15 protein-coding genes are annotated in these 21,793 nt (G+C 47.1%); 8 read left to right on the forward strand and 7 right to left on the reverse strand.

The annotated features are described in order from the left end of the window. Positions 1 to 157 precede the first annotated feature (157 nt). Together LZZ85_RS01215 and LZZ85_RS01220 are read right to left on the reverse strand one after the other, a co-directional pair. The gene (locus LZZ85_RS01215) at positions 158 to 3,403 is read right to left on the reverse strand and encodes a TAT-variant-translocated molybdopterin oxidoreductase (RefSeq protein WP_237868097.1); all 3,246 of its coding nucleotides are present in this window, start codon (positions 3,401 to 3,403) and stop codon (positions 158 to 160) included. A 125-nt stretch (positions 3,404 to 3,528) separates the two neighbouring features. Then, entirely contained in the window at positions 3,529 to 4,806 is a 1,278-nt protein-coding gene (locus tag LZZ85_RS01220) for a c-type cytochrome (RefSeq protein WP_237868098.1), read from the reverse strand. 518 nt (positions 4,807 to 5,324) lie between these two features. Between LZZ85_RS01220 and purN the strand changes: the two genes are divergently transcribed. The 7 genes from purN (at position 5,325) to LZZ85_RS01255 (ending at position 12,856) form a co-directional block, all read left to right on the forward strand. Beyond that, on the forward strand, positions 5,325 to 6,215 hold the full coding sequence (gene purN, locus LZZ85_RS01225) for a phosphoribosylglycinamide formyltransferase (protein ID WP_237868099.1): 891 nt from the start codon (positions 5,325 to 5,327) through the stop codon (positions 6,213 to 6,215). A gap of 181 nt (positions 6,216 to 6,396) precedes the next feature. Further along, positions 6,397 to 7,671 carry a serine hydrolase domain-containing protein gene (locus LZZ85_RS01230; RefSeq protein WP_237868100.1) on the forward strand — a complete coding sequence of 425 codons (1,275 nt, stop codon included), beginning with the start codon at positions 6,397 to 6,399 and terminating at the stop codon, positions 7,669 to 7,671. Positions 7,672 to 7,858: 187 nt separating this feature from the next. Next, positions 7,859 to 8,659, forward strand: coding sequence for a carboxypeptidase-like regulatory domain-containing protein (locus LZZ85_RS01235; RefSeq protein WP_237868101.1), 801 nt, complete (start codon positions 7,859 to 7,861; stop codon positions 8,657 to 8,659). Positions 8,660 to 8,695: 36 nt separating this feature from the next. Beyond that, positions 8,696 to 9,733, forward strand: a complete 1,038-nt coding sequence (locus LZZ85_RS01240) for a PQQ-binding-like beta-propeller repeat protein (protein ID WP_237868102.1) — start codon at positions 8,696 to 8,698, stop codon at positions 9,731 to 9,733. Between the two features lie 98 nt (positions 9,734 to 9,831). After that, entirely contained in the window at positions 9,832 to 10,383 is a 552-nt protein-coding gene (locus LZZ85_RS01245) for a DUF8685 domain-containing protein (RefSeq protein WP_237868103.1), read from the forward strand. Between the two features lie 200 nt (positions 10,384 to 10,583). Beyond that, positions 10,584 to 10,871: a hypothetical protein gene (locus LZZ85_RS01250; RefSeq protein ID WP_237868104.1), complete on the forward strand. Its 288-nt coding sequence runs from the start codon at positions 10,584 to 10,586 to the stop codon at positions 10,869 to 10,871. A gap of 395 nt (positions 10,872 to 11,266) precedes the next feature. Next, positions 11,267 to 12,856: an N-acyl-D-amino-acid deacylase family protein gene (locus LZZ85_RS01255; RefSeq protein WP_237868105.1), complete on the forward strand. Its 1,590-nt coding sequence runs from the start codon at positions 11,267 to 11,269 to the stop codon at positions 12,854 to 12,856. 111 nt (positions 12,857 to 12,967) lie between these two features. Here the strand turns inward: LZZ85_RS01255 and LZZ85_RS01260 are convergent, their stop codons facing one another. From LZZ85_RS01260 to LZZ85_RS01270, 3 genes are all read right to left on the reverse strand, one after another. After that, positions 12,968 to 13,567 carry a response regulator transcription factor gene (locus LZZ85_RS01260; protein ID WP_237868106.1) on the reverse strand — a complete coding sequence of 200 codons (600 nt, stop codon included), beginning with the start codon at positions 13,565 to 13,567 and terminating at the stop codon, positions 12,968 to 12,970. Then, positions 13,564 to 15,699 carry a tetratricopeptide repeat-containing sensor histidine kinase gene (locus LZZ85_RS01265; protein WP_237868107.1) on the reverse strand — a complete coding sequence of 712 codons (2,136 nt, stop codon included), beginning with the start codon at positions 15,697 to 15,699 and terminating at the stop codon, positions 13,564 to 13,566. Before LZZ85_RS01265 ends, LZZ85_RS01260 begins: the two co-directional genes overlap by 4 nt. Positions 15,700 to 15,827: 128 nt before the next feature. After that, positions 15,828 to 17,837, reverse strand: a complete 2,010-nt coding sequence (locus tag LZZ85_RS01270; RefSeq protein WP_237868108.1) for an alpha-ketoacid dehydrogenase subunit alpha/beta — start codon at positions 17,835 to 17,837, stop codon at positions 15,828 to 15,830. 144 nt (positions 17,838 to 17,981) lie between these two features. On the opposite strand from LZZ85_RS01270, the gene LZZ85_RS01275 reads away from it, so the two are divergent. Next, positions 17,982 to 19,055 (forward strand): DUF4421 domain-containing protein, encoded by a 1,074-nt coding sequence (locus LZZ85_RS01275; protein ID WP_237868109.1) that lies wholly within the window; start codon positions 17,982 to 17,984, stop codon positions 19,053 to 19,055. Between the two features lie 86 nt (positions 19,056 to 19,141). Here the strand turns inward: LZZ85_RS01275 and LZZ85_RS01280 are convergent, their stop codons facing one another. After that, on the reverse strand, positions 19,142 to 20,416 hold the full coding sequence (locus tag LZZ85_RS01280; RefSeq protein ID WP_237868110.1) for a M16 family metallopeptidase: 1,275 nt from the start codon (positions 20,414 to 20,416) through the stop codon (positions 19,142 to 19,144). An 80-nt stretch (positions 20,417 to 20,496) separates the two neighbouring features. Then, on the reverse strand, positions 20,497 to 21,735 hold the full coding sequence (locus LZZ85_RS01285; protein ID WP_237868111.1) for a M16 family metallopeptidase: 1,239 nt from the start codon (positions 21,733 to 21,735) through the stop codon (positions 20,497 to 20,499). Positions 21,736 to 21,793 lie beyond the last annotated feature (58 nt).

Here is a 21,793-nt window from a genome sequence, read left to right on the forward strand (position 1 = left end):
CTCTCAGCGACCCCTATCCCCACTCAATGCAAGCCTGTGCTTGCAAATCCGCCATTCTATCTGTTCAGAAGATCTTACAACTCCGAGAATCCCTGCCCACTTCTTCAGCAGGCAGTTCATCTCAATATTGTTAACCTCGTTCTACTGCTTTAGCCTCTTAATGATGTGCTTCCGCTTCCTTAGGCTGAGCTGAAGGAACTGCTTCACCATGACCTTCCGCTTTTCCGTGTCCATCGTTTGCCGGCGCACTATCTTCGCCATGACCTTCCGCTGCAGCACCGTGCCCGCCTCTGTGAAGGATCTCTTCCGTGTTTCTCACTTTAGAGAGGTAAGTCACGTTAGGCAGTACGTGGATCTGTTCAAGCACCTGGTACATACGCTTAGGATTCTCTTTGCGCACCAGTGAGATCTGGCTGTTATGATCATTTACGTTACCGAAGATGATCGCGTCACCGGCACAAGCCTGCTGACAAGCGGTTTTCGCTTCGCCATCCTGCAACGGACGTCCTTCTTTCTTCGCATTCAGCTTGGCAGCCTGTGTACGTTGAATACAGAAGCTACATTTTTCCATCACACCTCTTGAACGAACAGTTACATCTGGGTTCAACACCATTCTTGTCAGTTCATCATTCATCTGGTGAACAACAGGATCGAGTTTACCAACGATCTGCTGATCCTGGTTATTCGGGAAGCTGTCAGCTCCTGTGTAATCAGACCAGTTAAAGCGACGTACTTTGAATGGACAGTTGTTAGCGCAATATCTTGTACCGATACAACGGTTATAAGCCATTTGGTTGATACCTTCTGCACTGTGGTTGGTTGCCGCAACCGGGCAAACGTTTTCGCAAGGAGCGTTATCGCAATGCTGACACATCATCGGCTGGAATACCACGCCTTTCAGATCATCAGGATTATTCTCATCGCTTACGAAATAACGGTCGATACGAAGCCAGTGCATATCATGGAAGCGAAGTACTTCGCTTTTACCCACAACAGGCACGTTGTTTTCTGTATGGCAGGCTACCACGCAGGCACCGCAGCCATAGCAGGCATTCATATCAATGTTCATTCCCCATTTCAGACCTGGCATATCATGCACACCGTACAATGTTGCGTCCTTGCGGAAGTCATTGTTCGCTTTTGCATATTTGTCAAGCAGATCCTGGCGGAAATCAGTGATCTCATTCGGATCCTTGATAAAAGAAGCAAGGGTTGTTTCCCTTACAACTTCCACACGTCCTTCGTATGAGTTGTGGATCTGCATCTGAGCGATCTTTTCTTTACGTTTTGCATCGGTGATCTCAGCACCTGCAACATAAGAGAAAGTAGATCCGTTAAAGCTACCCAGGTGATAAACACCCTGGCCTACACCAGCAGCTGTTTTACCCAGTGCTTCATTTCTTCCATAACCAACAGCGATCGCGATCGTGTTAGCATTCATACCCGGGATCACCAGGATCGGAAGTTCAATTTCTTTTTTTCCTGCCACCGCAATTTTGATCACCGGTTTATCAGGATAGTATTCGTAGTTGTTATTCGCTCTTTCGTTGTCTTTGTTTGCGAGATCAATACCGAGCATTTCTTTCGCCATGCTCATAGAGATCAGCGCGTAGTTACCCCATGTAGCTTTAGAGATCGGGTCAGGCAGCTCCTGCAACCATGGGTTGTAAGCGCCAGTACCTGTACCGATAGAAACTTTTTGATAGAGAACTACTTCATATTTACCGGCTGGTTTTTTCGCGGAAGCGATACCAGCAATACCGTTTCCGACACCACCTCCATTGTAAGTGCCGATGGACAGGGTTGTCATCAGTTCAAGCACACCATCCTGCAGCGCTTTTTCGAAAGCCGCTTCAGAACCGAGTTGTGCAGACCAGTAGTTACGGAAATATGTTTCGTAGTCAGTATTGTTACCAGCCCATTTCAACAGGGATGTCTGATAAGGGCGTGTTTTGAACAGCGGATAGATCGTAGGCTGCAGGAAGCTTACCAAATTGTTCTTTGGTGCAGCATCACCCCAGCTTTCGAGGTAGTTATGTGTTGGAACGATGTACTGGCAGAGCTCAGTTGTTTCGTCCATTTTCTCTCCGAAAGAAACAGAGAGTTTCACTTTTTTCAGTGCTGCTTTGAACTTGTCCGCATCATGGTAGTGGTAAGCAGGGTTTGCACCGTAAACGAGGAGTGCGCCAACCTGACCAGCTTCCATCTGTGCGATAAGGTCAACCAGGTCTTTATCGATACCAGCGCGGTAGTTGGATGTAGTAGCCCATGAAACGGTCGTTCCATAAGCGCCAACCGCGTTATTGATCGCATTTACGAGGATCTGAACATTTACATCATTGCTTCCAGAAACAACCAGTGAAGAACCGTTGTTTGCTTTCAGCGCATTGACCACTTTCGCGATACCAGCTTTCAGTTTCGCGTCAGCGATAGAAGGAGCAGCAACAGAACCGTCGAGACCAGCGAGGATCGCCTGCGCAACGACACCGGTTTCAGAAGGACGGTGAGTGAAACGCTCATCGGCATTTGCGCCGGTTGTGCTGAGGTAACCTTCAAACTGGAAGTGTTTGCTCATTGTAGGGTTCTTCTCGTCGATCTTTCTTCCTTTACCGTAACCGAGACCGTTCTCAACCGGGTTCATCCAGTTACCGAGGAAGTCAGCGTCCAGGCTCACGATCACTTTAGCAGCGCCAAAGTTGTAAGTTGGAAGGTTTCTGCCGAAACCGCTTGCTTCATTCGCGAGTAGCATACCGCTGTAAGAAACAGCATCCGCTGTTACGTGGCGGCTGCCGGGATATTTAGCGAGAAATTCAGTGATGATCTGTTTGGTAGAAGGGGAAACAACCGTGCTTGTCAGCAAAACAACACCTGAAGCGCCTGCAAGACCTTCAGCAATCGCTTTGTCTACAAATTCATACGTGGTTTCTTCAAACTTGTCGCCTGCTTTCCTTTTCGGGTGAGTAATCCGGAACATGTCATACAGATCCAGCACGGATGCCTGTGCACGTGCGGTAGTACCACCTTTTGTATAGGGAGACAGTGTATTTCCTTCGATCTTGATCGGGCGGCCATCACGAACTTTAGCCACAACAGGGATCACGTCCCCATCCTGGATATAAGTGGTCGCGTAGTACTTAGCTTCACCCGGAATGATATTCTCGGGTTTGTTAGCGAAAGGAATGGCTTTACGAACAGGAACTTTACAGCTGGCAGCCAGTGTGGCAGCTGCTGTGCTGAAGCCCAGGTATTTCAGAAAGTCACGGCGTGGCGCTTTGGCATCAACCAATTTGCCATCAATGTCCTCAAAAGGGAGTTCCTCTTTGAATTCATCCTGCACTTGCTTCTGAAATTTTTCCGGGTCTGTGACCTGTCCGAAATTCTGCCAGTACTTGTTTTGGCTCATATTTATCTGAGTTAGCAGCCGGTGTTTGCCTTTGGGGTAAGCCGGCTGTTTTGTTGAAATTTATTACAGAGACTTTTCAATATCGTCCCGGGCTCCGACCCGGGATCTCCTCGATCAGAAGACTATTAATAGTGACACTTCTGACACTCCAATCCACCAATATCTTTCACCGTCACACTATCCATTTTACCGCTCTTGATATCGTTATGGAATTTCTCGTAAATGCTGTAGAACTTGTTGCCGCTGGTGCTGTCATAGTTGAACTGCACTTTTGTTTGACGGTGACAGTTAACGCACCAACCCATGCTCAGTTCAGAGAACTGCTGGATAGTGTTCATTGATGTTACTTCGCCGTGGCAGGTCTGACATTGTACGTTACCAGCTTTTACGTGCTGAGCGTGACTGAAGAATACGTGGTCAGGCAGGTTGTGTACTTTATTCCATTCGATCGGTTTCGCTTTGGAAGGATCCCATGCTGCTGCATTCTTAGGATCGAAACCGGCGTATTTGTAGAGTTTAGCGATCTCTGCAGTTCCGTCGATCTTGGTTTCACCATCAAACAATTCAGGTCCTTTTTCGTAAGACTGGATCGCTTTGTGACAGTTCATACACACATTCGTCGAAGGAATTGCGGCAGATTTGCTTTCCCATGCATTACCGTGGCAGTATAAGCAGTTGATCTGGTTAATGCCTGCGTGTACTTTATGAGAGAAGAAGATTGGTTGTTCAGGGTGATAGTTTGTCTGGCGCTGCAGACCGATCATTCCTTTTGTAGTGAAGTAACCGCCGATGATAAAGAATACGATGGCAAACATTGCGATGTAAACTTTATTGCGATAGAAAGCAACCGGCTCTGGTCTGTCAATGCCTTCTGCATCATCAGACATTTTTTTCAGGTTGCTGTTCACCTGCATCAGCACAAGCGCGATGATGGCAAGGATCAGAGAGATAACACCGAAGATAACTGCGTTCTGTGATTTGTCTGGAGCGTTGGAACTTACTGTGTCATCGCCCGGGCCTTTTGGACCACCTGGGCCAGCGGCATATGTCTTGTTGATGTAATCAACGATAGCAGTAACTTCTGGAAGGGTAACATCAGGGAAAGATGTCATCACAGAGCCATACTTAGCTTTCAGGCCTTGCGTGTAAGCGTCTTTAGCCATGTATCCACCGGGATTATTGATCCAGGCTTTAAGCTCATTGTGATCAGCCCATTTATGCCTTTCCTCCAGGCCTCCCAGCGCCGGGCCGGTCAAGTCCTTGAAGATATTGTGACAACTTTGACACTTAGCTTGGAATAGTGCCTTACCATCCTGGGCCGAAACACTCTTGAACGCGAAAACAACTACAAACGAGAGTATAAACAGTTTGAGTTTTGTGGCCGTTGGTTTACAAGGAATCATAGACGCAATTAATCTGAAAAATGTGGATAAATAGCTCTAACCGGCTGCAAAAATAAGCTACAGCGGTTATAAATAACAATCCATTTTAAAAAAATTTTAACCCGCTACCAGCCTGCATTTCAGCGGATTTATGACAATTTTCTTTATTGGGTCAAAATCGATTGTCATAAAATCGTCAACAAGTTCTAACGGTTGTTAACAGACAAATGGATGACGGACGTTTTACAATTTCACGACGTGGAAGGAGCGCGGCGAACCACAGCGACACGCAGCGAACGCGGCGAAATACAATATTTCCTTCTCTGTATTTCGCCGCGTTCGCTGCGTGTCGCCGCGCCCGTCGCGTTCCTTTTATGCCAATTCAAGGATGATCAGCCTCATCCGCTGTCATGATTTACAGCTTATCCACAATTAATGGAGGATGAACGACGAGATACCGGTCTCATCGGGGACAAATCCGGTTCCGGAAAGCAATCACCCGATTCCCCCTTTTAGTTTACTTTCGCGCCTACTTTTATATGTTTAACCGCCTGCAACAGAAATGGAAAGTCAGCGCCGCTCAGGTCGGTCTGATCCTTTGCACCTTCGCCATCGGCGGCAGCCTCACCGGCTATACCGGCCGGAAACTGATGAACCTGTTCGATATCTCGCCACAATGGCTTTGGGTCGTTGTATATGTAGTAATCGTAACTATCATTTGGCCGCTGGCCGTTCTCCTGATCAGCATCCCGTTCGGGCAATTCCGGTTCTTTACGAAATATCTCGCTAAAATGGGACAGCGGCTGGGACTGGGAAAGCCACAACCAACCATTGATAATCAAAATAGTAAAGTGAAAAAGATTGCGATTTTCGCCTCCGGCGCCGGCTCCAATGCACAAAAGATCATCGACCATTTTAAAGGGAATAAAGAAGTGGAGGTCGCCGTCATCGCCTGCAATAAACCAGGTGCCGGCGTATTGAATATCGCGGAGAAAGAAGGCATCCCGGTACTGATGATAGAAAAAGAACCATTCTTCCGGGGAGACGCTTATGTGCCGGTCTTGAAAGAAAAAAAGATCGACCTGATCGTTCTCGCGGGCTTTTTATGGAAGATCCCGGATGCGCTGATTTCTGCATTTCCACGTCAAATTATCAATATTCACCCCGCTTTATTGCCAAAATATGGTGGAAAAGGCATGTATGGGCAGTTTGTGCATGCGGCAGTTGTTGCAGCCGGAGAGAAGGAAAGCGGCATCACGATCCATTTTGTGGATGAGCATTATGACCATGGCGATATCATTTTTCAGGCAACCTGTGAAGTTACTTCCGCAGATACGGCAGAAACAGTAGCTGCGAAGGTGCATGCACTCGAGCACCAGCATTTTCCGAGGGTAGTGGAAGAGGTTTTGGGTCGACCGGCGTCCTCCTGAGCTAAAACTTCGGCGGACAGGTAAGGAACGCGGCGGACCACGATACGCGGCGGACACGGCGAAAACAGCCAAAGAATGTATTGTATTTCGTTGCGTCCTCCGCGTATCGTTGCGTCGCCGCGTTCCTTAATACGCCAGCCGTCCAGATTTCAGTATCTTGGTTCATAATACCATTACGCATATGAAATCTCTCCTGACACTTCTTGCCCTGCTCATTACAGCAGCCAGCTTCGCCCAGTTAAAAGAAGCCGCTCCGGAAACTGCCGGCGCCTCTTCTGAAAGACTGAAACGCATCGACCAGCTTTTCAAAACCTATATAGATAACAAATGGATCAGCGGCGGCACCGCCATCATCGTCAAAGACGGTAAGATCATTTATTATAAAGCAGCCGGCGTCAGCAGTCTCGACACGAAAGCACCTATGCAGAAAGACGCCATTTTTCGCATCGCTTCACAAACCAAAGCGGTCACGACAGTAGCTATTATGATGCTTTACGAAGAAGGCAAACTGCTGCTGGACGACCCGGTTGAGAAATACATTCCCTCTTTCGCTAAACCCCAGGTCCTGGATAAATTCAACGCCGCCGATTCTTCCTATACAACGGTTCCGGCCAAAAGGTCCGTTACCCTTCGCGACCTGCTTACCCATTCTTCCGGTGTTGGTTACGCGCAGATCGGCTCAAAAGAGGCGAGATCGATTTATGCGAAAAATGGCATTTGGGGTGGAATTGGGGTTGAAAATGGGATGATTTTGGGCGAAAAGATCAAAAAACTGGGTAGTTTACCCCTTTTACACCAGCCAGGGGAAAAATGGACGTACGGGCTGAATACGGATATTCTTGGCTACGTGGTGGAAGTGGTAAGCGGTCAATCTCTCGACCAATTCTTCAAAAAACAGATCTTCGAACCACTCGGTATGAATGACACATATTTCTATCTACCTAAAGAAAAAACCAGCCGCCTGGTAAAACTGACTGCAGAAGATGAGAACCACCTGGTTAAATCCGTCAAAGAAGAAGCATTGAACCTTAGTGGCCCTGTCCGGGTGAACTATCCCGCAGAGCCAGGCACTTATTACTCAGGTGGCGGCGGACTCTCTTCAACAGCTCTCGACTATGCCATTTTCATGCAAATGCTGGTAAATGGCGGAGAATATAATGGAAAACGCATCCTTAGCCCCTTCTCGATCCGTATGATGGCGGCAAAACAATTCGACAAATTCACCTCTCCTGATACTGACATGGGGCTTGGCTTCACGGTGTACACAGACAGAAGCGTTGCCTATTCACCCCTTTCTCCCGGCTCTTTCGAATGGGGCGGCATGTTCAGCTCCACCTACTGGATAGATCCAAAACAAAAATTGGTTGCCCAGCTTTTCCTGAATCAATACCCTAATTCGCATTCAGAGATACACGCAAAATTCAAAGTCCTGGTCTATCAGGCGCTGCGCGAATGAACACAAATGGCCGCTAATGGGCGCGAATAAAGTTTTTCCGGTATAAGAAAGTGCTTACAGCCGACCTGGGATAATTTCCCGGCGATAAAACTCTATTCGCGCTCATTAGCGGCCATTTGCGTTTAATTCGCGTTTAGCGTTTTTTTAGCGTTTTGTTTCGTTACTTGTGGACCCTTAATCGCTTTGTTTGAATAGATTTTTACTTTTCACCGGAACATGTCTTGCTTTTATTTTGATCAGTGTTTCGCACGTCAGTGCGCAATACAAGATCAGGGGAACGGTGTATGACAGCACAAAAACCTATGCCGTGCCTTCGGTTTCGGTATTGTCAACTTCCGGGAAAGGCGCTGTCACCAATTCAAATGGCGATTATGAGATCGAGGTGAATGAAAGGGATTCTATATGGTTCAGCTATCTCAATAAGCCGACGGTAAAGTTCCCTGTATTGAAAATAACTTCCCCGCATGCGTTTGATATTTCCATTCAGTTAAGTATTACGGTGATGAAGGAAGTAAAGATCCGGCAACGCAATTACCGGCAGGATTCGATCCAGAACAGGGAAGATTATGCAAAGGTGTTCAATTATGAGAAGCCGGGGCTCAAGATCGGATCGCGACCCGCTTATACGGGAACGCCTGTTGCGGCTGGCTTCGATCTCGAATCGATCATTGAGATCTTTAACTTCAAGAAGAAACGGCAAATGGCTTCCTTCCAGCGAAGACTTATCCAGCAGGAACAGGACAGGTACGTTGACCACCGTTTCAGCAAAGCGCTGGTAAGAAGGCTCACCGGGCTGGATTCATCAGGCATCGTGAAATTCATGAACCTTTACCGCCCTCCATACGAGTTCACCGTGATGCTTGGTGAATACGATTTCCAGAAATATATCAAAGACTCTTACGAACGATATCGCCGCGGCCTGCCGCCTTTACCATTTTATAAAGTAGAAGAAGAGGAGGATGGAGTGATCTATCCCAATAAAAGATAGTCAAACGCGTTTAAGGTTCAGCCTTAATTGCCGCTTATGAAGCATCTTTTTGTTAGCCTGTCGCTGCTATTTGTATTGCCTGTATTTTCCCAGGAAATTGTTTTTACTTCGGCGCAAACATTCAGTAAAGAGGATATGAATAGCTTTTATTCCTCCGTTGCGATCAATGCCGACCTGGTATTATTCAACGCCAATGATTTCAAGCTTTATGCTTACCGCAAAGACGGGACGCTTGCCTGGGAGACTTCGATCAACCGCAAATCAAATATCCCGCCTTTTTTTGTTGACAATTCTATCTGGGTAAACGGGAATGAAAACCGGAACACGTATATAAGGGTTCTTAGCCGGAGCGATGGCACGTTAAAGAAAACGACCAGCTTTGAAATGTGGACGACACCGATGATCCGTAACGGGGTTCTGTACAGCACCGGCATCTCTAAAGGCGGGTGCGTTTTTGCTTATGACCTTCGGGCTGACAGCCTGATCTGGGAGCGGTTCATCGCTCATGGAATTTCCCAAAAGCCATATTATCAGTCTGGAAAAATCATCGCCAACGCAGAAGGCGACAACTGGCTGGAGCTGGATTATGAAGGCCGCTTGATCGATCCCCAATGTGAAGACTCAACCGTCTCATTTCCATCAGAACTTAAATGCGTAAAAACCTTCGACCTACTCACGCACGACGGGATCCCCGTCTCCGGAAAGAAAGCCGAACGCCTGATGGCAAACGACGCAATCACCCGCAATAGTACGAGTCATACTTTTTTCCTTCAAAATGATAAACTGATCATCCTCGGAAACAAGCTGCGCGAAAAAGCCTCCATCAGGTTAGACGCCTGGTTTAAGGACAAAGAATTCGACGAATACGCCATCAAATCCATCATTGAAACAAACGATGAAAAGATCTGGCTTCTCCTGAACAATCACGTCATCTCCTACAATCATAAAGCTAAAAAACTCGAAACCCAACTCGATCTATCCAACTGGGAACCTCACCAGGTTGTAATAGATGAGGACAGGATCTGGTTCATCTCAAAAAAAGACGGTCTCCTCTACGCTGTCAGGAGAGGTTAATAAGAAGAAGAGGCCAGAAAAAGTACATTACTCTTTTTATCTTTAATTCTCAATAATAAACCACTTTACTCTTTAACTCTTTTTAAACTCTTATCCAGATGGAGGAAAATCAGTTAGTGCTGGGAATAGGCACACGTCTGCAGCATACACAGTTCGGTCCGGGTGTGATCGTAGGGATCAGGTATGCCACCTATCTTATTTCTTTTATCAATCATGGAATAAAAGAGATCGATAAAACGGACCCAAAACTGGACGAGATCATCCCTGAGAATCTTAGTGTGGAAGTCGAAACCCATTCCGAAACGGAGCGTTCATTGCTTAAGATCCTTCGTCTATGGGGAGGGATCACAGAGCCGGTTCCTCTGGGGGACAGATGGACCGGAGGTACGCTGATCCTCCAGCCTGCAGACAAGAATCTGAAAGGAAAAGAAATTCCGGTAGAGGATTTCTTTCACAAAGTGGTGATGCTGCGTGACAGGTTGCGGGTTCTCGAGCAAAACATCAATAGTAATAAAAAGCTCTCTGACGAGGATAAAGTGGGCATGCAACAGTACGTAACACGTTGCTATGGCTCGCTTACAACGTTCAATGTGCTGTTCCGCAATAAAGAGGATTGGTTTGTGGGCGAAAAAAGCTCCAAAGACGAGTAACGTTTCCGGGCGTTCTGTGTAGAATACACCACACGATACCATCTATCCTTACACACTAAAAAATTTATACGTGCCGTATTGCACGTATATAAAAATGAAAGCCAGTGTCTTGCATGTGTTTGCAAGGCACTGGCTTTCGACGTTCCGGCAGCATTGGCGCAAGAATTGGCGGAATGGAGGTATTAACCAATTTGCACGATATGAAACATTCAACTATTATGCGTAGCATCCGTGTTATATTTACCGGTTTGCTGTTATTCGCAATACAGACTTTTCTTTTTGCTCAGGAGAAAGCGATCGAAGTGAACGAGGCCCAGATCGGCAACTGGTTTGAACGAAACTGGAAATGGGTGGTTGGCGGCGTCGTATTGGTGATACTAATCGGACTGTTCAGCGGCGGCGGCTCAAGACGCAGAACAACAACTGTTGTCAGGAAAGACGACTTGGGAAATGTAAAGAGTGTTACAACAACGGAAGTAAGTGATTAGTGTCGCAGCAGTGGCACGTCCATGTTAAACCTTCCCCCGCAAAGAAGCGGAACCAAACAGATTACATTGAAGGCTTTTTACAGCAAAGCATCTATGTAATCTGTTTTTCTTTTGTCAATAATCAGATGGCCGATGAGCGATGGCCGATGGCCGATGAGCGATGAGCGATGACCGATGGCCGATGGCCGATGACCGATGGCCGATGACCGATGGCCAATGACCGATGGCCGATGGCCGATGAGCGATGGCTGATGAGCGATGGCTGAAAATACAGTTACAGCTTCTTTTCTATTAGCCTGTATCAAAACGCGGAGCTCGGCCATCGGCCATCAGCCATCGGTCATCGCCTTTAGTTAAACACAGCAGATTGCCGCATTTGTTATTACCTTCCATTTATGAAACGCCTTTTCACCCTCTGCTGCCTGATCTCTCTTCAGGCATTTGCGCAAAATAACACCTGTGATATACTCATAGAAAATGGGAAGGTCATTGACGGATCAGGTAATAACTGGTATTATGGCAGCGTAGCGGTCAGTGACGGTAAGATCGTGGCTATTGGCCGTAACATTTCATTTAAAGGAAAGAAAACGATTGATGCAAAAGGCCTGATCGTCGCGCCCGGTTTTATCGACGTACATACGCATCTAGAAGGTGATGAAGACAAAGATCCCAAAGCGACAAGCTTCATCCTGGATGGTGTTACTACCTGCATCACGGGAAACTGCGGCAGCTCCAATATTGATGTAGCCCGGTACCTGAAATGGATAGACTCCTTAAAACTGTCGATCAATGTTGCCACACTTGCCGGCCACAATGATATCCGCAAACAGGTGTTGGGCCGTGCAAATCGTGATGCCTCTTCAACCGAGATGCGACAGATGGAACAGCTGATGGAAAAAGCCATGCAGGATGGCGCACTGGGCTTATCGACCGGCCTGATATACATTCCCGGTACTTATACCAAAACCCCGGAGATCATATCCCTGGCTAAAATTGCCGCAAACTATGACGGCTTATATGCAACGCACATGCGTGATGAAGGCGATAGCGTTACGCAGGCGATCGAAGAGGCGCTTGCAATTGGCCGCGGCGCCAATATCCCTGTTGAGATCTCACATTTCAAGCTAAGCGGTCAGCAGAACTGGGGCAGAAGCCGGGAAACTGTTGCCATGATAGAAGCGGCAAGACGTGAAGGGATTGAAGTGACGATCGATCAGTACCCCTATACTGCAAGCAGCACATCTATAAGCACGCTGATCCCCGAAGAGATCCTTGCCGATGGCCAGGATTCGATCAAAGCAAGATTGCAACGTCCTGAAGTCCGCAGGTACGTCACCCGATCTATGCTGGAACGTTTAAAGAAAAGAAAGCTCAAGCATTTCAGTTATGCTGTAGTTGCGTACTATCAGTCAGACACAAGTTTTAACGGCAAAAGCATTGAACAGATCAATCTGATGAACGGCCGTAAGCATAATGCAAAGACAGAAACCGAGACCGTAATGGAGATCATGATCAATGGAGGAGCGAGTGCTGTCTTTCACGGTATGGGCGAGGAAGATGTAAAGCGTATCATGCAATATCCGTTCAATATGTTTGCCAGCGATGCAACGATCCGCGTATTAAATGCGGGCATGCCGCATCCGAGAGGATATGGAACGAATGCACGTGTCCTGGCAAAATATGTTCGGGAAGAGAAAGTAATTTCTCTCGAAGAAGCGATCCGCAGGATGACTTCGCTACCTGCTCAGAAATTTCAACTGCAGGACCGGGGGCTGCTTCGTGAAGGGTTTGCCGCTGACATTGTTGTGTTTGATGAAAAGACCGTAAAGGATGTATCAACCTTTGAAAAGCCTCATGCTTATTCAAAAGGCTTTCATTACGTATTGGTCAATGGCGTAATGACCGTTGACCATGAACAACACACGGGAGCCAGGGCTGGAAAAAGCTTGTACGGACCAATGAAAAAGAAGGATGCCGCGAGGTAGCTCCGGGGTCCGGCAGTCTTTATTTAATACTTGCCTAAAAGGAACAGGCGGATGCGACGGAACAGTCTGTAAATAGTGTATCTCGTTGCGTCCGCCACTTTGTGACGATCACTACTTATCATTATTTAACAAGTAGATCAAATGCGGGAAACTGCTGATATTATTCTTCTGCAGCATTCGCCTCCTGTGGGTCTTCACCGTCTCCAAACTGATTCCCAACTTATTCGCAATTTGTTTTGAAGAAAGTCCTTTCGCTACCAGAAGCGCCACTTCTCTTTCACGTTCTGTCAGTTCAAGCCCGGGCAAAACTTCATTTTCCTGTCGGAATAGTTTATGGAACGCCATCTGGATCGCTACCAGTAACTGCGCATCGGAATATGGCTTTACCACATACATCACAGGATCAGTTGAAAACGCTGCCTGTAATGTTTTTGCATCGGAATAGGCTGTTAAGAAAATGATCTCGCACCCGTGCATTTTCTTGAGCTGGCCAGCCAGTTCAATTCCGCTGGTATCTCCCTTGATATGAATATCGCAGATCACCACCTGCGGCAAAGCATCAGCCTGGCTGCATAGCAGTAATGCAGTAGCGGCATCTCTTGCCACCCCGATCACCTTGAAGTCTTCATCCTCCAGCAACTCAACAATGCTTTCGGCCGTGATCAATTCGTCTTCTACTATCAGAATATTTGTGTTCTCTTTCCTGCTCATGTGGTGCTGATTTCGATAGTGTATGCGGTACCGGGATTTGAACGGACCGATAGCTGGCCATTCATTTGTCTTACCAGGGTCTGAACCAGTTTCATGCCGAAGGAAGTTGGTTTTTCTTCACCCATTCCTTTTCCATTGTCCATCACCTGCAATTCAAGTTTTTTCTCCTGCAGCTGCTGCAGACGGATCGTGATTGCCGGATCCCTGATCCCCGCAAAAGCATGTTTGAAGGCATTGGTCACCAACTCGTTTACGATCAGGCCTATTGGCATCGCCAGATCAATATCGATATTCGGGTCCTTCAATCTCACCTCGGTCTGGATACTGCCGGTCTTATACCCGAAGCTTCCTGCGAGCGAGCCTGATAAATTTTCCAGGTAGTCTTTGATATCGACGGCGGCAAGATCTGTTTCTGTGTAGAGCTTCTGATGGATCAGCGCCATCGCATTGATCCGGCTTCTTCCTTCCTGCATCGCTGCGCGGGCGGATTCATCCTCCGTTCTGTTTGACTGTAATGACAGTAGCCCGGAAACTACCTGCAGGTTATTTTTAACCCGGTGATGCAGCTCTTTCACCAGGGTTTCAATTTTTTCATTCTTTTGTGTAAGGGCTAGCGCCGCTCTCTTTTTCAATTGATAACTGCGGAAATAGAGCAGCATTCCGGCAAACAGTAATAAAGCCAGTCCGATCATCAGCGCGATCGTTCGGTTGCGGTTAGCAAGACGCACAGCATTCAGCTCCTCAGATGCTTTTGCCAATGCGAGCTGATTTTCTTTCTTCTCGATCTCGTATTTCGATTGCGCCTTTACCATATTGACCGTCTCTCCTTCGGTAAGTAATGTGTCGCTGATGCTGATATATTTTGCCTGGTAAGCCGCTGCCTTTTCGAAATCTCCTGTTTCCTGGTAATGATCTCCGAGAGCCCGGTATATGGTCTGCTGCAGTGCTGAACCATCATTGCGTACCATATTGAGCGACTTCACAAGGTGTTGCTCGGCCTCTTCATAACGTTTCAGTTTTCTCAATACAACCCCTATTGTATTAGTAGTTGACGCTATATCATATATGCTCCCTGTTCCTTTTCGCATCTCCAGTGCTTTCCGTAGTTCTTCGAGTGCCTGATCATATTTGCCCGTCTCATGATAATAATTGCCGAGATTGTTACGCACCATCGCAGTGCCCGGCTTATCATTCGTTTCAAGAAAAAGAGAAAGGGATCGCTGATAGAAATACTCGATAGAATCCAATCGTTTGATCCTGGCGGATGCGATCGCCATATTACTGAATGCAAGTGCCAGTGAAGTTTTGTTTCCGGTTTTCTCGCTCATGGTTGCGGCCAGGCGATAGTAGTGTAATGCCTCTTCAAACTGACCGGTAGTGTTGTAAACGTTTGCAAGATTGTTGTATGATTGTACCAGGCTTCGGTTGTCTTTCAGCCTGTCCTTTATGCGGATACTCTGCAGGTGAAGATCAATTGCCTCATCATATTTTGCTGATTCATTCAGGGTATTGGCCTTATTCATTAGCAGGTTTGCCAGCGATGGTCCGAGATCGTATTTTCTGGCAACAGCAATCCCATTATCATAATGCTGTAGTGATGCACTGAAGTCAGAAAGCCTCCGGCTGATAATTCCAAGACGATTATAGACTTCAGCGGTCTCCCGCTCCTGACCTGTTTCTTTAAAGAGAAGAAGGCTTTTTGTCAGCAGATCATGCGCCTCTTTGAATCGCCCGATCTGCTGGAGATTCCTGCCCATATTACTGCTTGAAAACGCAAGCCCCTGTTTGTAATTATTTTTTTCAGAAAGTGAATAGGAGATAGAGTCGACCGATAATGCGAGAAGATATTTGTTCTGACGGCTGTAAAGTCCGGATAGTTGAACATATGCATCAACCTGTCCTTTCTCGTCTTTTTCCTGTTGATAGATGGCCAGCGCCTGTTGTGCATCTGCTAAGGCCAGCGGGGTCTGCGGTGCGGCATAAGACCGGCTGCGAAGGATCAGCAGCTTTGCCTTACCGGCTTCATCCCTGGCTTGATCGATCAGTTTTCCCAGACTGTCAGTACGGGACGATTGCGTACAGGCAGACAGCCCTGCAAAAAGCAGGCTTAGAGCCCAGATTAGTTTCTTCATACGAGGTGGTAACCGCAATATAGGGATAATGCGGGACGGATGATGTAAAAGTTTAATGGTTCAACTGTTTAGGGTTGCGCGAACAAGGATCCAAAAACTTCGAATTATACGCTCTTACCCTGCCCCGCCTAGTACTCCTTCAATTTTACTATCATCTCCTCCAATCTCGCTTTTGCCATAAACTTCTTTTCCAGTTCTATATTGAAGGGGATCGGTGTATCGAGAGAGCCGCATCTCATGACGGGTGCATCCAGCTTATCAAAACAATGTTCGCCGATCCAGGCGGCAATTTCTCCACCGATACCGCCGGTCAGGGTATCTTCATGCAACACCAGCACGCGGCCCGTACGGCTCACAGCTTCGCGGATAGCGTGATAGTCCAGTGGCAGCAAGGTTCGCAGATCAAGAATGTCGATTGAGATCTCGCGATGACTATTCGCGAACTCTTCTGCCCAGTGCACACCGCTTCCATAAGTTATTATACTGATCTCATTTCCTGTTCGTACACGACGGGCTTTGCCGATCTCGATCTCGTAGTATTCCTCCGGCACATCGCCAGACACGCTCCGGTAAAGAGCCTTGTGCTCAAAGAACATCACGGGATTGGGATCATTGATCGCGGCGATCAGCAACCCTTTCGCATCAAGCGGATTTGACGGATAAACGACTTTCAATCCGGGAGTATGCGTGAACCATGCCTCATTGCTCTGCGAATGGAACGGACCGGCTCCAACTCCTCCGCCAGACGGCATCCTGATCACTACATCCGCATTTTGCCCCCATCGATAGTGGATCTTCGCGAGGTTGTTTATTATCTGGTTGAATCCAACAGTCACAAAATCCGCAAACTGCATTTCCATCATACTCTTATACCCTTTAAGGCTAAGGCCCAATGCGGCTCCCACGATCGCGCTTTCACACAATGGCGTATTACGTACGCGCTGCTTACCAAACTCCTCCACAAATCCCTCCGTGATCTTGAAGGCACCGCCGTATTCAGCAATATCCTGGCCCAACAGTAAAAGATTGGAATGTTGCTGCATGCTCTGCTGCAAGCCTTCTTTGATCGCATCAATAAGCCTTAGTTCACGATGAACAGAAGTTCCTTCATACGGGGAAACGGAATTATCAATAACGGTGACCTCCGCGGACGAACCCTTCTCTGCATAAACATCATTCAGCTCCAGCTCCTCATCTACGATGACTGGTAATGTATCAAATCCTTTCTGCAATTCGGATTCTATCAGTTCTTTCAACTCAGTTTTTATCGAGTTGATATCTTCTGTTGACAAGACCCTTGCAGACAGGAGATAATCTTCATAATTTTTTACAGGGTCTTTTTGTTCCCACAAATCAAACAGGTTCTGCGGAACGTATTTGGTGCCGCTTGCTTCCTCATGTCCGCGCATGCGGAAAGTGATCGCTTCAATAAGAAACGGCTTCTGATGTTTTATACAGTAATCACGCACGCCGGCGATCGTATCATAGACTGCAAGAAGATTGTTGCCATCTACCTGCACGCCATCCATTCCGTACCCTTTAGCCTTATCCACGAGACTGATGCAACGGAATTGTTCGGAAGTGGGAGTACTCAAACCATAGCCATTGTTCTCAATCAGAAAGATCACGGGAAGATCCCATACTGCAGCTACATTCAGTGCTTCGTGAAAATCACCTTCGCTTGTTCCGCCTTCTCCGGAAAATGCAAGAGAAACTTTCGCTTCGCCCGCAAGCTTGTTTGCCAGAGATACGCCGTCAGCAATCGCAAGTTGAGGCCCCAGGTGGGAAATCATGCCACAAATATGGTGGTCGCGGCTGCCGAAGTGAAAACTCCTTTCCCGTCCTTTACTATAACCCTCCTGCATTCCCTGCCATTGATGAAACAATTTGTGCAGCGGCATTTCACGGGTCGTGAATACGCCGAGGTTCCGGTGCAACGGCATGATCCATTCGTCCGGTTGCAGGGCAAGCGTCGAGCCTACGGCGATCGCTTCCTGGCCAATACCACTAAACCATTTGGAGATCTTGCCCTGCCTTAACAGGATCAGCATCTTTTCCTCTATCATCCGGGGATAAAGAATGCTGCGATAAAAATGAACAAGCTGTTCGTTGGAGAGGTGTTTGCGATCGAAGGTCATATGCGAATTTAACGGGGATTTTGGGGATTACGTGCGTCCGGGGAGAAATCAATCGCCAACGCAAGATGGCCGCTGACCATCATCTCTCCTTCAAAAACATTCCCCCAAAACCCACATTGGCATTAATTTTAATTTACTTTGAGCATGTTAGCCACACAAACTCGTTCTACCCGGTTGTACCGACCTGGTTTTGCTGTTGCCCTGCTGCTTTTTGCATTCGGTTCAGCTTCCGGGCAAAAACTTCCCGCCCCGGAATATGACAGCACGTATTATAAAAAATATCCCAAGCAGATCACCGGCAGGGTTTACCTGTCAAAAAAATACACTTCCCTGTCGCTGGAAGGAAAGGATCGTTTGAAACCGATGCGTTATCGGCCAAATACACCCGTGACAATGGGTGTGGGTGCCACTTATGGGATTCTCACCCTCAATGTAGGTTTCCCCATTCCGTTCCTTAGCCGCGATAGTAAGGAAACAGGCCGAAGCAAATACCTCGATCTGCAATCCCATATCTACGCTACCGATTGGTTGATCGACCTGTATGGTCAGTTCTATAAGGGATATCATGCTACGCCCAGAGGTTCTGCCTCACTGAGGCCCGACTCTTTTTATGTCCGGCCCGACGTCCGGGTGAACATGATCGGGGCTTCGGTTTATCGCCTGTTGAACGGCGAACGATTTTCGTATCGCGCGGCATTCCTGCAAAATGAATGGCAGCGAAAATCTGCAGGGTCATTGCTCATAGGCGGTGAAGCATATACCGGAGTGATCAAAGGTGACAGCGCTTTGATCCCCAACCATCTTGATTCGTTCTATCGTCAGCACGACATTGATCGCATAAGGTTTACCGAATTCGGTCCCGGCATTGGTTATGCATACACGCATGTACATAAGGAAAATTACTTTGTAACAGGAAGTATTACGGCAACCGGAGATATTTCTTTTGTTAGAGAATTCAAAGGAAAAGAGTCGGAAACACGCACATCCATTTCTCCTAACCTGATGGTCAGGATCGTAGCGGGATATAACAGTGATAACTGGACCTTCAATCTCGCCTGGATCAATAGCAGTACAAATCTTAAAGGAAAATCATCCAACGACCAATACCTGATCAGCATCGGAAGCTTCCGGCTCGCTTTGGCGAAAAGGCTCACACCAGGGAAGAAGTTAAAAAAACAGCTGAAGGTGATCGATGATCTGCAGGCGCCAACGATGTAAGAGAAAGTAAAAAGTCAACAGTAAAAAACGCTACACCGTTGAGGTTATCTCCGGTAAGATTCTTTTACTGTTGACTTTTAACTTTTCTAAACCACTACCAATTCATAAAACTCTTCGGGATTCAGATACTTCTGTGCGAGGGCCTGCAGCTCTTCTGCGGTAACTGTTTTGATCGCATTGATAGAGTTGTAGAAATATTGTTCATCCAGATTATTCAGAATGATATTCTTCCAGCGCGCCATGATCTGGAACGGGCCGTCAAGATCCCCGAGAATGCTTCCCATCATATAATTGCGGACCAGCAACAGCTCTTCATCATCTACAGGTTCTTCGCGGAGAAGCTTCATTTCGCTGTGGATCTCTTCGATCGTTGCTTCAGATACATCGCGTCCTGCTTCTGTGGAAACCATCCACGCAGATTGAGAGACGTGATTTTGAAGATAGCTGTGAATACCGTAAGTATACCCTTTGTCTTCCCTGATATTCTCCATTAGTCTTGAACCAAAGAACCCTCCGAATAAAGTGTTCAGCACCTGTACTTTCAGGAAGTCGGGGTGATGACGATTAGGAAACTGTCTCGCAAGACGGATAGACCCCTGTACGCCATCGGCATCATTAGTTATACGGTACTTCTTTTCCGACGCAGGCGTTGGGGGGATTTCCAGCTGAGGCACTTCTCCACCCGGCAGGTCGCCGAAGTATTTATTCAGCAGCTCTTCCAGGTTCGCGGGCAGGCGGCCTGATACAAAGATGATCAGTTTGCCTTGCTGATAATATTTTTTATAGAACGCTTTCACCTGTTCCTGTTGCAACGCATCAAAATCTTCTGCTGATGAATATTTTCCGTATGGATGTTTTTCACCAAAGAGATAAACATCGATCAGGCGGCCCGCAACAAAATCTGCTTTCTTGAGACTCACTTTAAGCCGCTGCTTCATATTCTGCCGGTAAATGTCAAGCTCTTCCTGCGGAAGTGTAGCATCGGTGAGTAATTCACGAACCGATGGAAGCAGTTGCTCCAGGTGGCGTGTAAGCGTGTGAAGAGAAAGCGTTGCGGTTTCGTTATAACAGGCCCTGTTCAGATACGAGCCATAATAATCAAAATGCTCATTGATCTGAAATGCGGTCTTTGTACTGGTTCCGTTCTTCAATAAAAAATTTGCCGTGGCTGCGATAAGGTTTTGGTCTTCATACGCATTACCTGCGCGAAAAACCCATTCAATTGCCATTACTTCTTCTGCTCCCGCATGTACCGAATAAACTTCCACACCATTTTTAAGTGTGAACTTCTGATAGGGCTTCAATTGTAAGTTAAAGTTGACTGCGTCAACAATGGGAGGCGCGATATTTCTGTTTAACATTTTAATCTGGTAAGTCTTTGAGGTGAGTGCAACATGCGTTGTGTTCATGAAGACACACAACGGCTCTTTGTTCTCTGAAATTAATTCTCTGCGAGATAATATAGCGTATTGCTGTTCTCTGGTCTGAAGATCGCTTTGCTTTCCGCAGTGATCTCCTGTGATGTCACTTTTGCATACAGGTCCAGCTCTGTGTTCATCAGATCCGCATTGCCAAGCAATTCGTAATAGGCAAGACTGTTCGCCCGGTTCATCACGCTCATATCTTCAAAAGCCATCATGCTTTCTGTTTTATTTTTCACTTTTTCAAGCTCGATGTCCTGAACGGGTTCGTCCTGTAATTGTTTCAGGATATCTTCCACCGCTCTTTCGGCATCTTCGATCTTAACTCCTTTTACCAGTTTGCCTTCGATGGTAAGAAGGCCGGCATCTGAGCTTCCGGAATGATGGCAATCGATATTGCTGAACATTTTTTTCTCTTTCACGAGGATCTGATGTAATCTGGATGATGCGCCGCCGCCAAGGATATCGCTCAGCAGGTCGATCGCATGGTAACGTTTGTCCATCCTGGCAGGGATATGCCAGCATTTGTAGAAAGCATCAACCGGCACTTTCGCTTTCACTTCCAGCCTGCGTGGAGCGGTCTGCTCCGGCTCTACCGGCAGGTTCCGCTGATATTTTTCTCCTGCGGGAATGTCTCCAAACCATTTTTCCGCAAGTTCTTTTACTTTTTCAGTGGTAACGTTTCCTGCCACAACAAGGATCGCATTTACGGGGCGGTAGTATTTGAAGAAGAATGCTTTCACATCTTCCAGTTTTGCATTTTCTATATGGGAAAGCTCTTTTCCGATGGTCATCCAGCGGTACGGATGCGTGGTATAGGCGAGTTCCCGCATTTTATGCCATACATCGCCATAAGGTTTTGTGAGATAATGCTCTTTGAATTCTTCACAGACCACTTTCCGCTGCACATCCAGGCTTTTCTCACCAAATGCGAGGGAAAGCATACGGTCGCTTTCCAGCCAGAAAGCTGTTTCGAGGTTTTCGGCCGGCAATTGTATGTAGTAGTTGGTTAGATCGTTCGTGGTATAAGCATTGTTTTCGCCGCCGGCCATCTGGAGCGGTTCATCATAGCTGGGAATATTCACAGAACCGCCAAACATCAGGTGTTCGAATAAATGCGCAAAACCTGTCTTAGCGGGATCTTCGTCGCGGGCTCCGATATCATACATCACATTCATCACCGCCATTGGCGTGGAAATATCCTGGTGCACGATTACCCTCAAGCCATTATTCAGAGTAAATTTTTCGAAATGAATCATAGTATTGAGTTAAACAACAAAAGTAGAGGAATGTTGGGAGAAGACCGCAGGTGAGGGA

This window comes from Terrimonas ginsenosidimutans, assembly GCF_022012415.1.
In the GTDB taxonomy this organism is placed as follows: domain Bacteria; phylum Bacteroidota; class Bacteroidia; order Chitinophagales; family Chitinophagaceae; genus Terrimonas_A; species Terrimonas_A ginsenosidimutans.

What these genes read in the sequence shown, in the direction of transcription:
- LZZ85_RS01245 (WP_237868103.1), top strand. Translation starts at nt 9,832, where the DNA reads ATGGAGGAAAATCAGTTAGTGCTGGGAATAGGCACACGTCTGCAGCAT.
- LZZ85_RS01280 (WP_237868110.1), bottom strand. Translation starts at nt 20,416, where the DNA reads ATGTTAAACAGAAATATCGCGCCTCCCATTGTTGACGCAGTCAACTTT.
- LZZ85_RS01260 (WP_237868106.1), bottom strand. Translation starts at nt 13,567, where the DNA reads ATGAGCAGGAAAGAGAACACAAATATTCTGATAGTAGAAGACGAATTG.
- LZZ85_RS01275 (WP_237868109.1), top strand. Translation starts at nt 17,982, where the DNA reads ATGTTAGCCACACAAACTCGTTCTACCCGGTTGTACCGACCTGGTTTT.
- LZZ85_RS01255 (WP_237868105.1), top strand. Translation starts at nt 11,267, where the DNA reads ATGAAACGCCTTTTCACCCTCTGCTGCCTGATCTCTCTTCAGGCATTT.
- LZZ85_RS01230 (WP_237868100.1), top strand. Translation starts at nt 6,397, where the DNA reads ATGAAATCTCTCCTGACACTTCTTGCCCTGCTCATTACAGCAGCCAGC.
- LZZ85_RS01270 (WP_237868108.1), bottom strand. Translation starts at nt 17,837, where the DNA reads ATGACCTTCGATCGCAAACACCTCTCCAACGAACAGCTTGTTCATTTT.
- LZZ85_RS01220 (WP_237868098.1), bottom strand. Translation starts at nt 4,806, where the DNA reads ATGATTCCTTGTAAACCAACGGCCACAAAACTCAAACTGTTTATACTC.
- LZZ85_RS01240 (WP_237868102.1), top strand. Translation starts at nt 8,696, where the DNA reads ATGAAGCATCTTTTTGTTAGCCTGTCGCTGCTATTTGTATTGCCTGTA.
- LZZ85_RS01285 (WP_237868111.1), bottom strand. Translation starts at nt 21,735, where the DNA reads ATGATTCATTTCGAAAAATTTACTCTGAATAATGGCTTGAGGGTAATC.
- LZZ85_RS01265 (WP_237868107.1), bottom strand. Translation starts at nt 15,699, where the DNA reads ATGAAGAAACTAATCTGGGCTCTAAGCCTGCTTTTTGCAGGGCTGTCT.
- LZZ85_RS01250 (WP_237868104.1), top strand. Translation starts at nt 10,584, where the DNA reads ATGAAACATTCAACTATTATGCGTAGCATCCGTGTTATATTTACCGGT.
- LZZ85_RS01215 (WP_237868097.1), bottom strand. Translation starts at nt 3,403, where the DNA reads ATGAGCCAAAACAAGTACTGGCAGAATTTCGGACAGGTCACAGACCCG.
- purN (WP_237868099.1), top strand. Translation starts at nt 5,325, where the DNA reads ATGTTTAACCGCCTGCAACAGAAATGGAAAGTCAGCGCCGCTCAGGTC.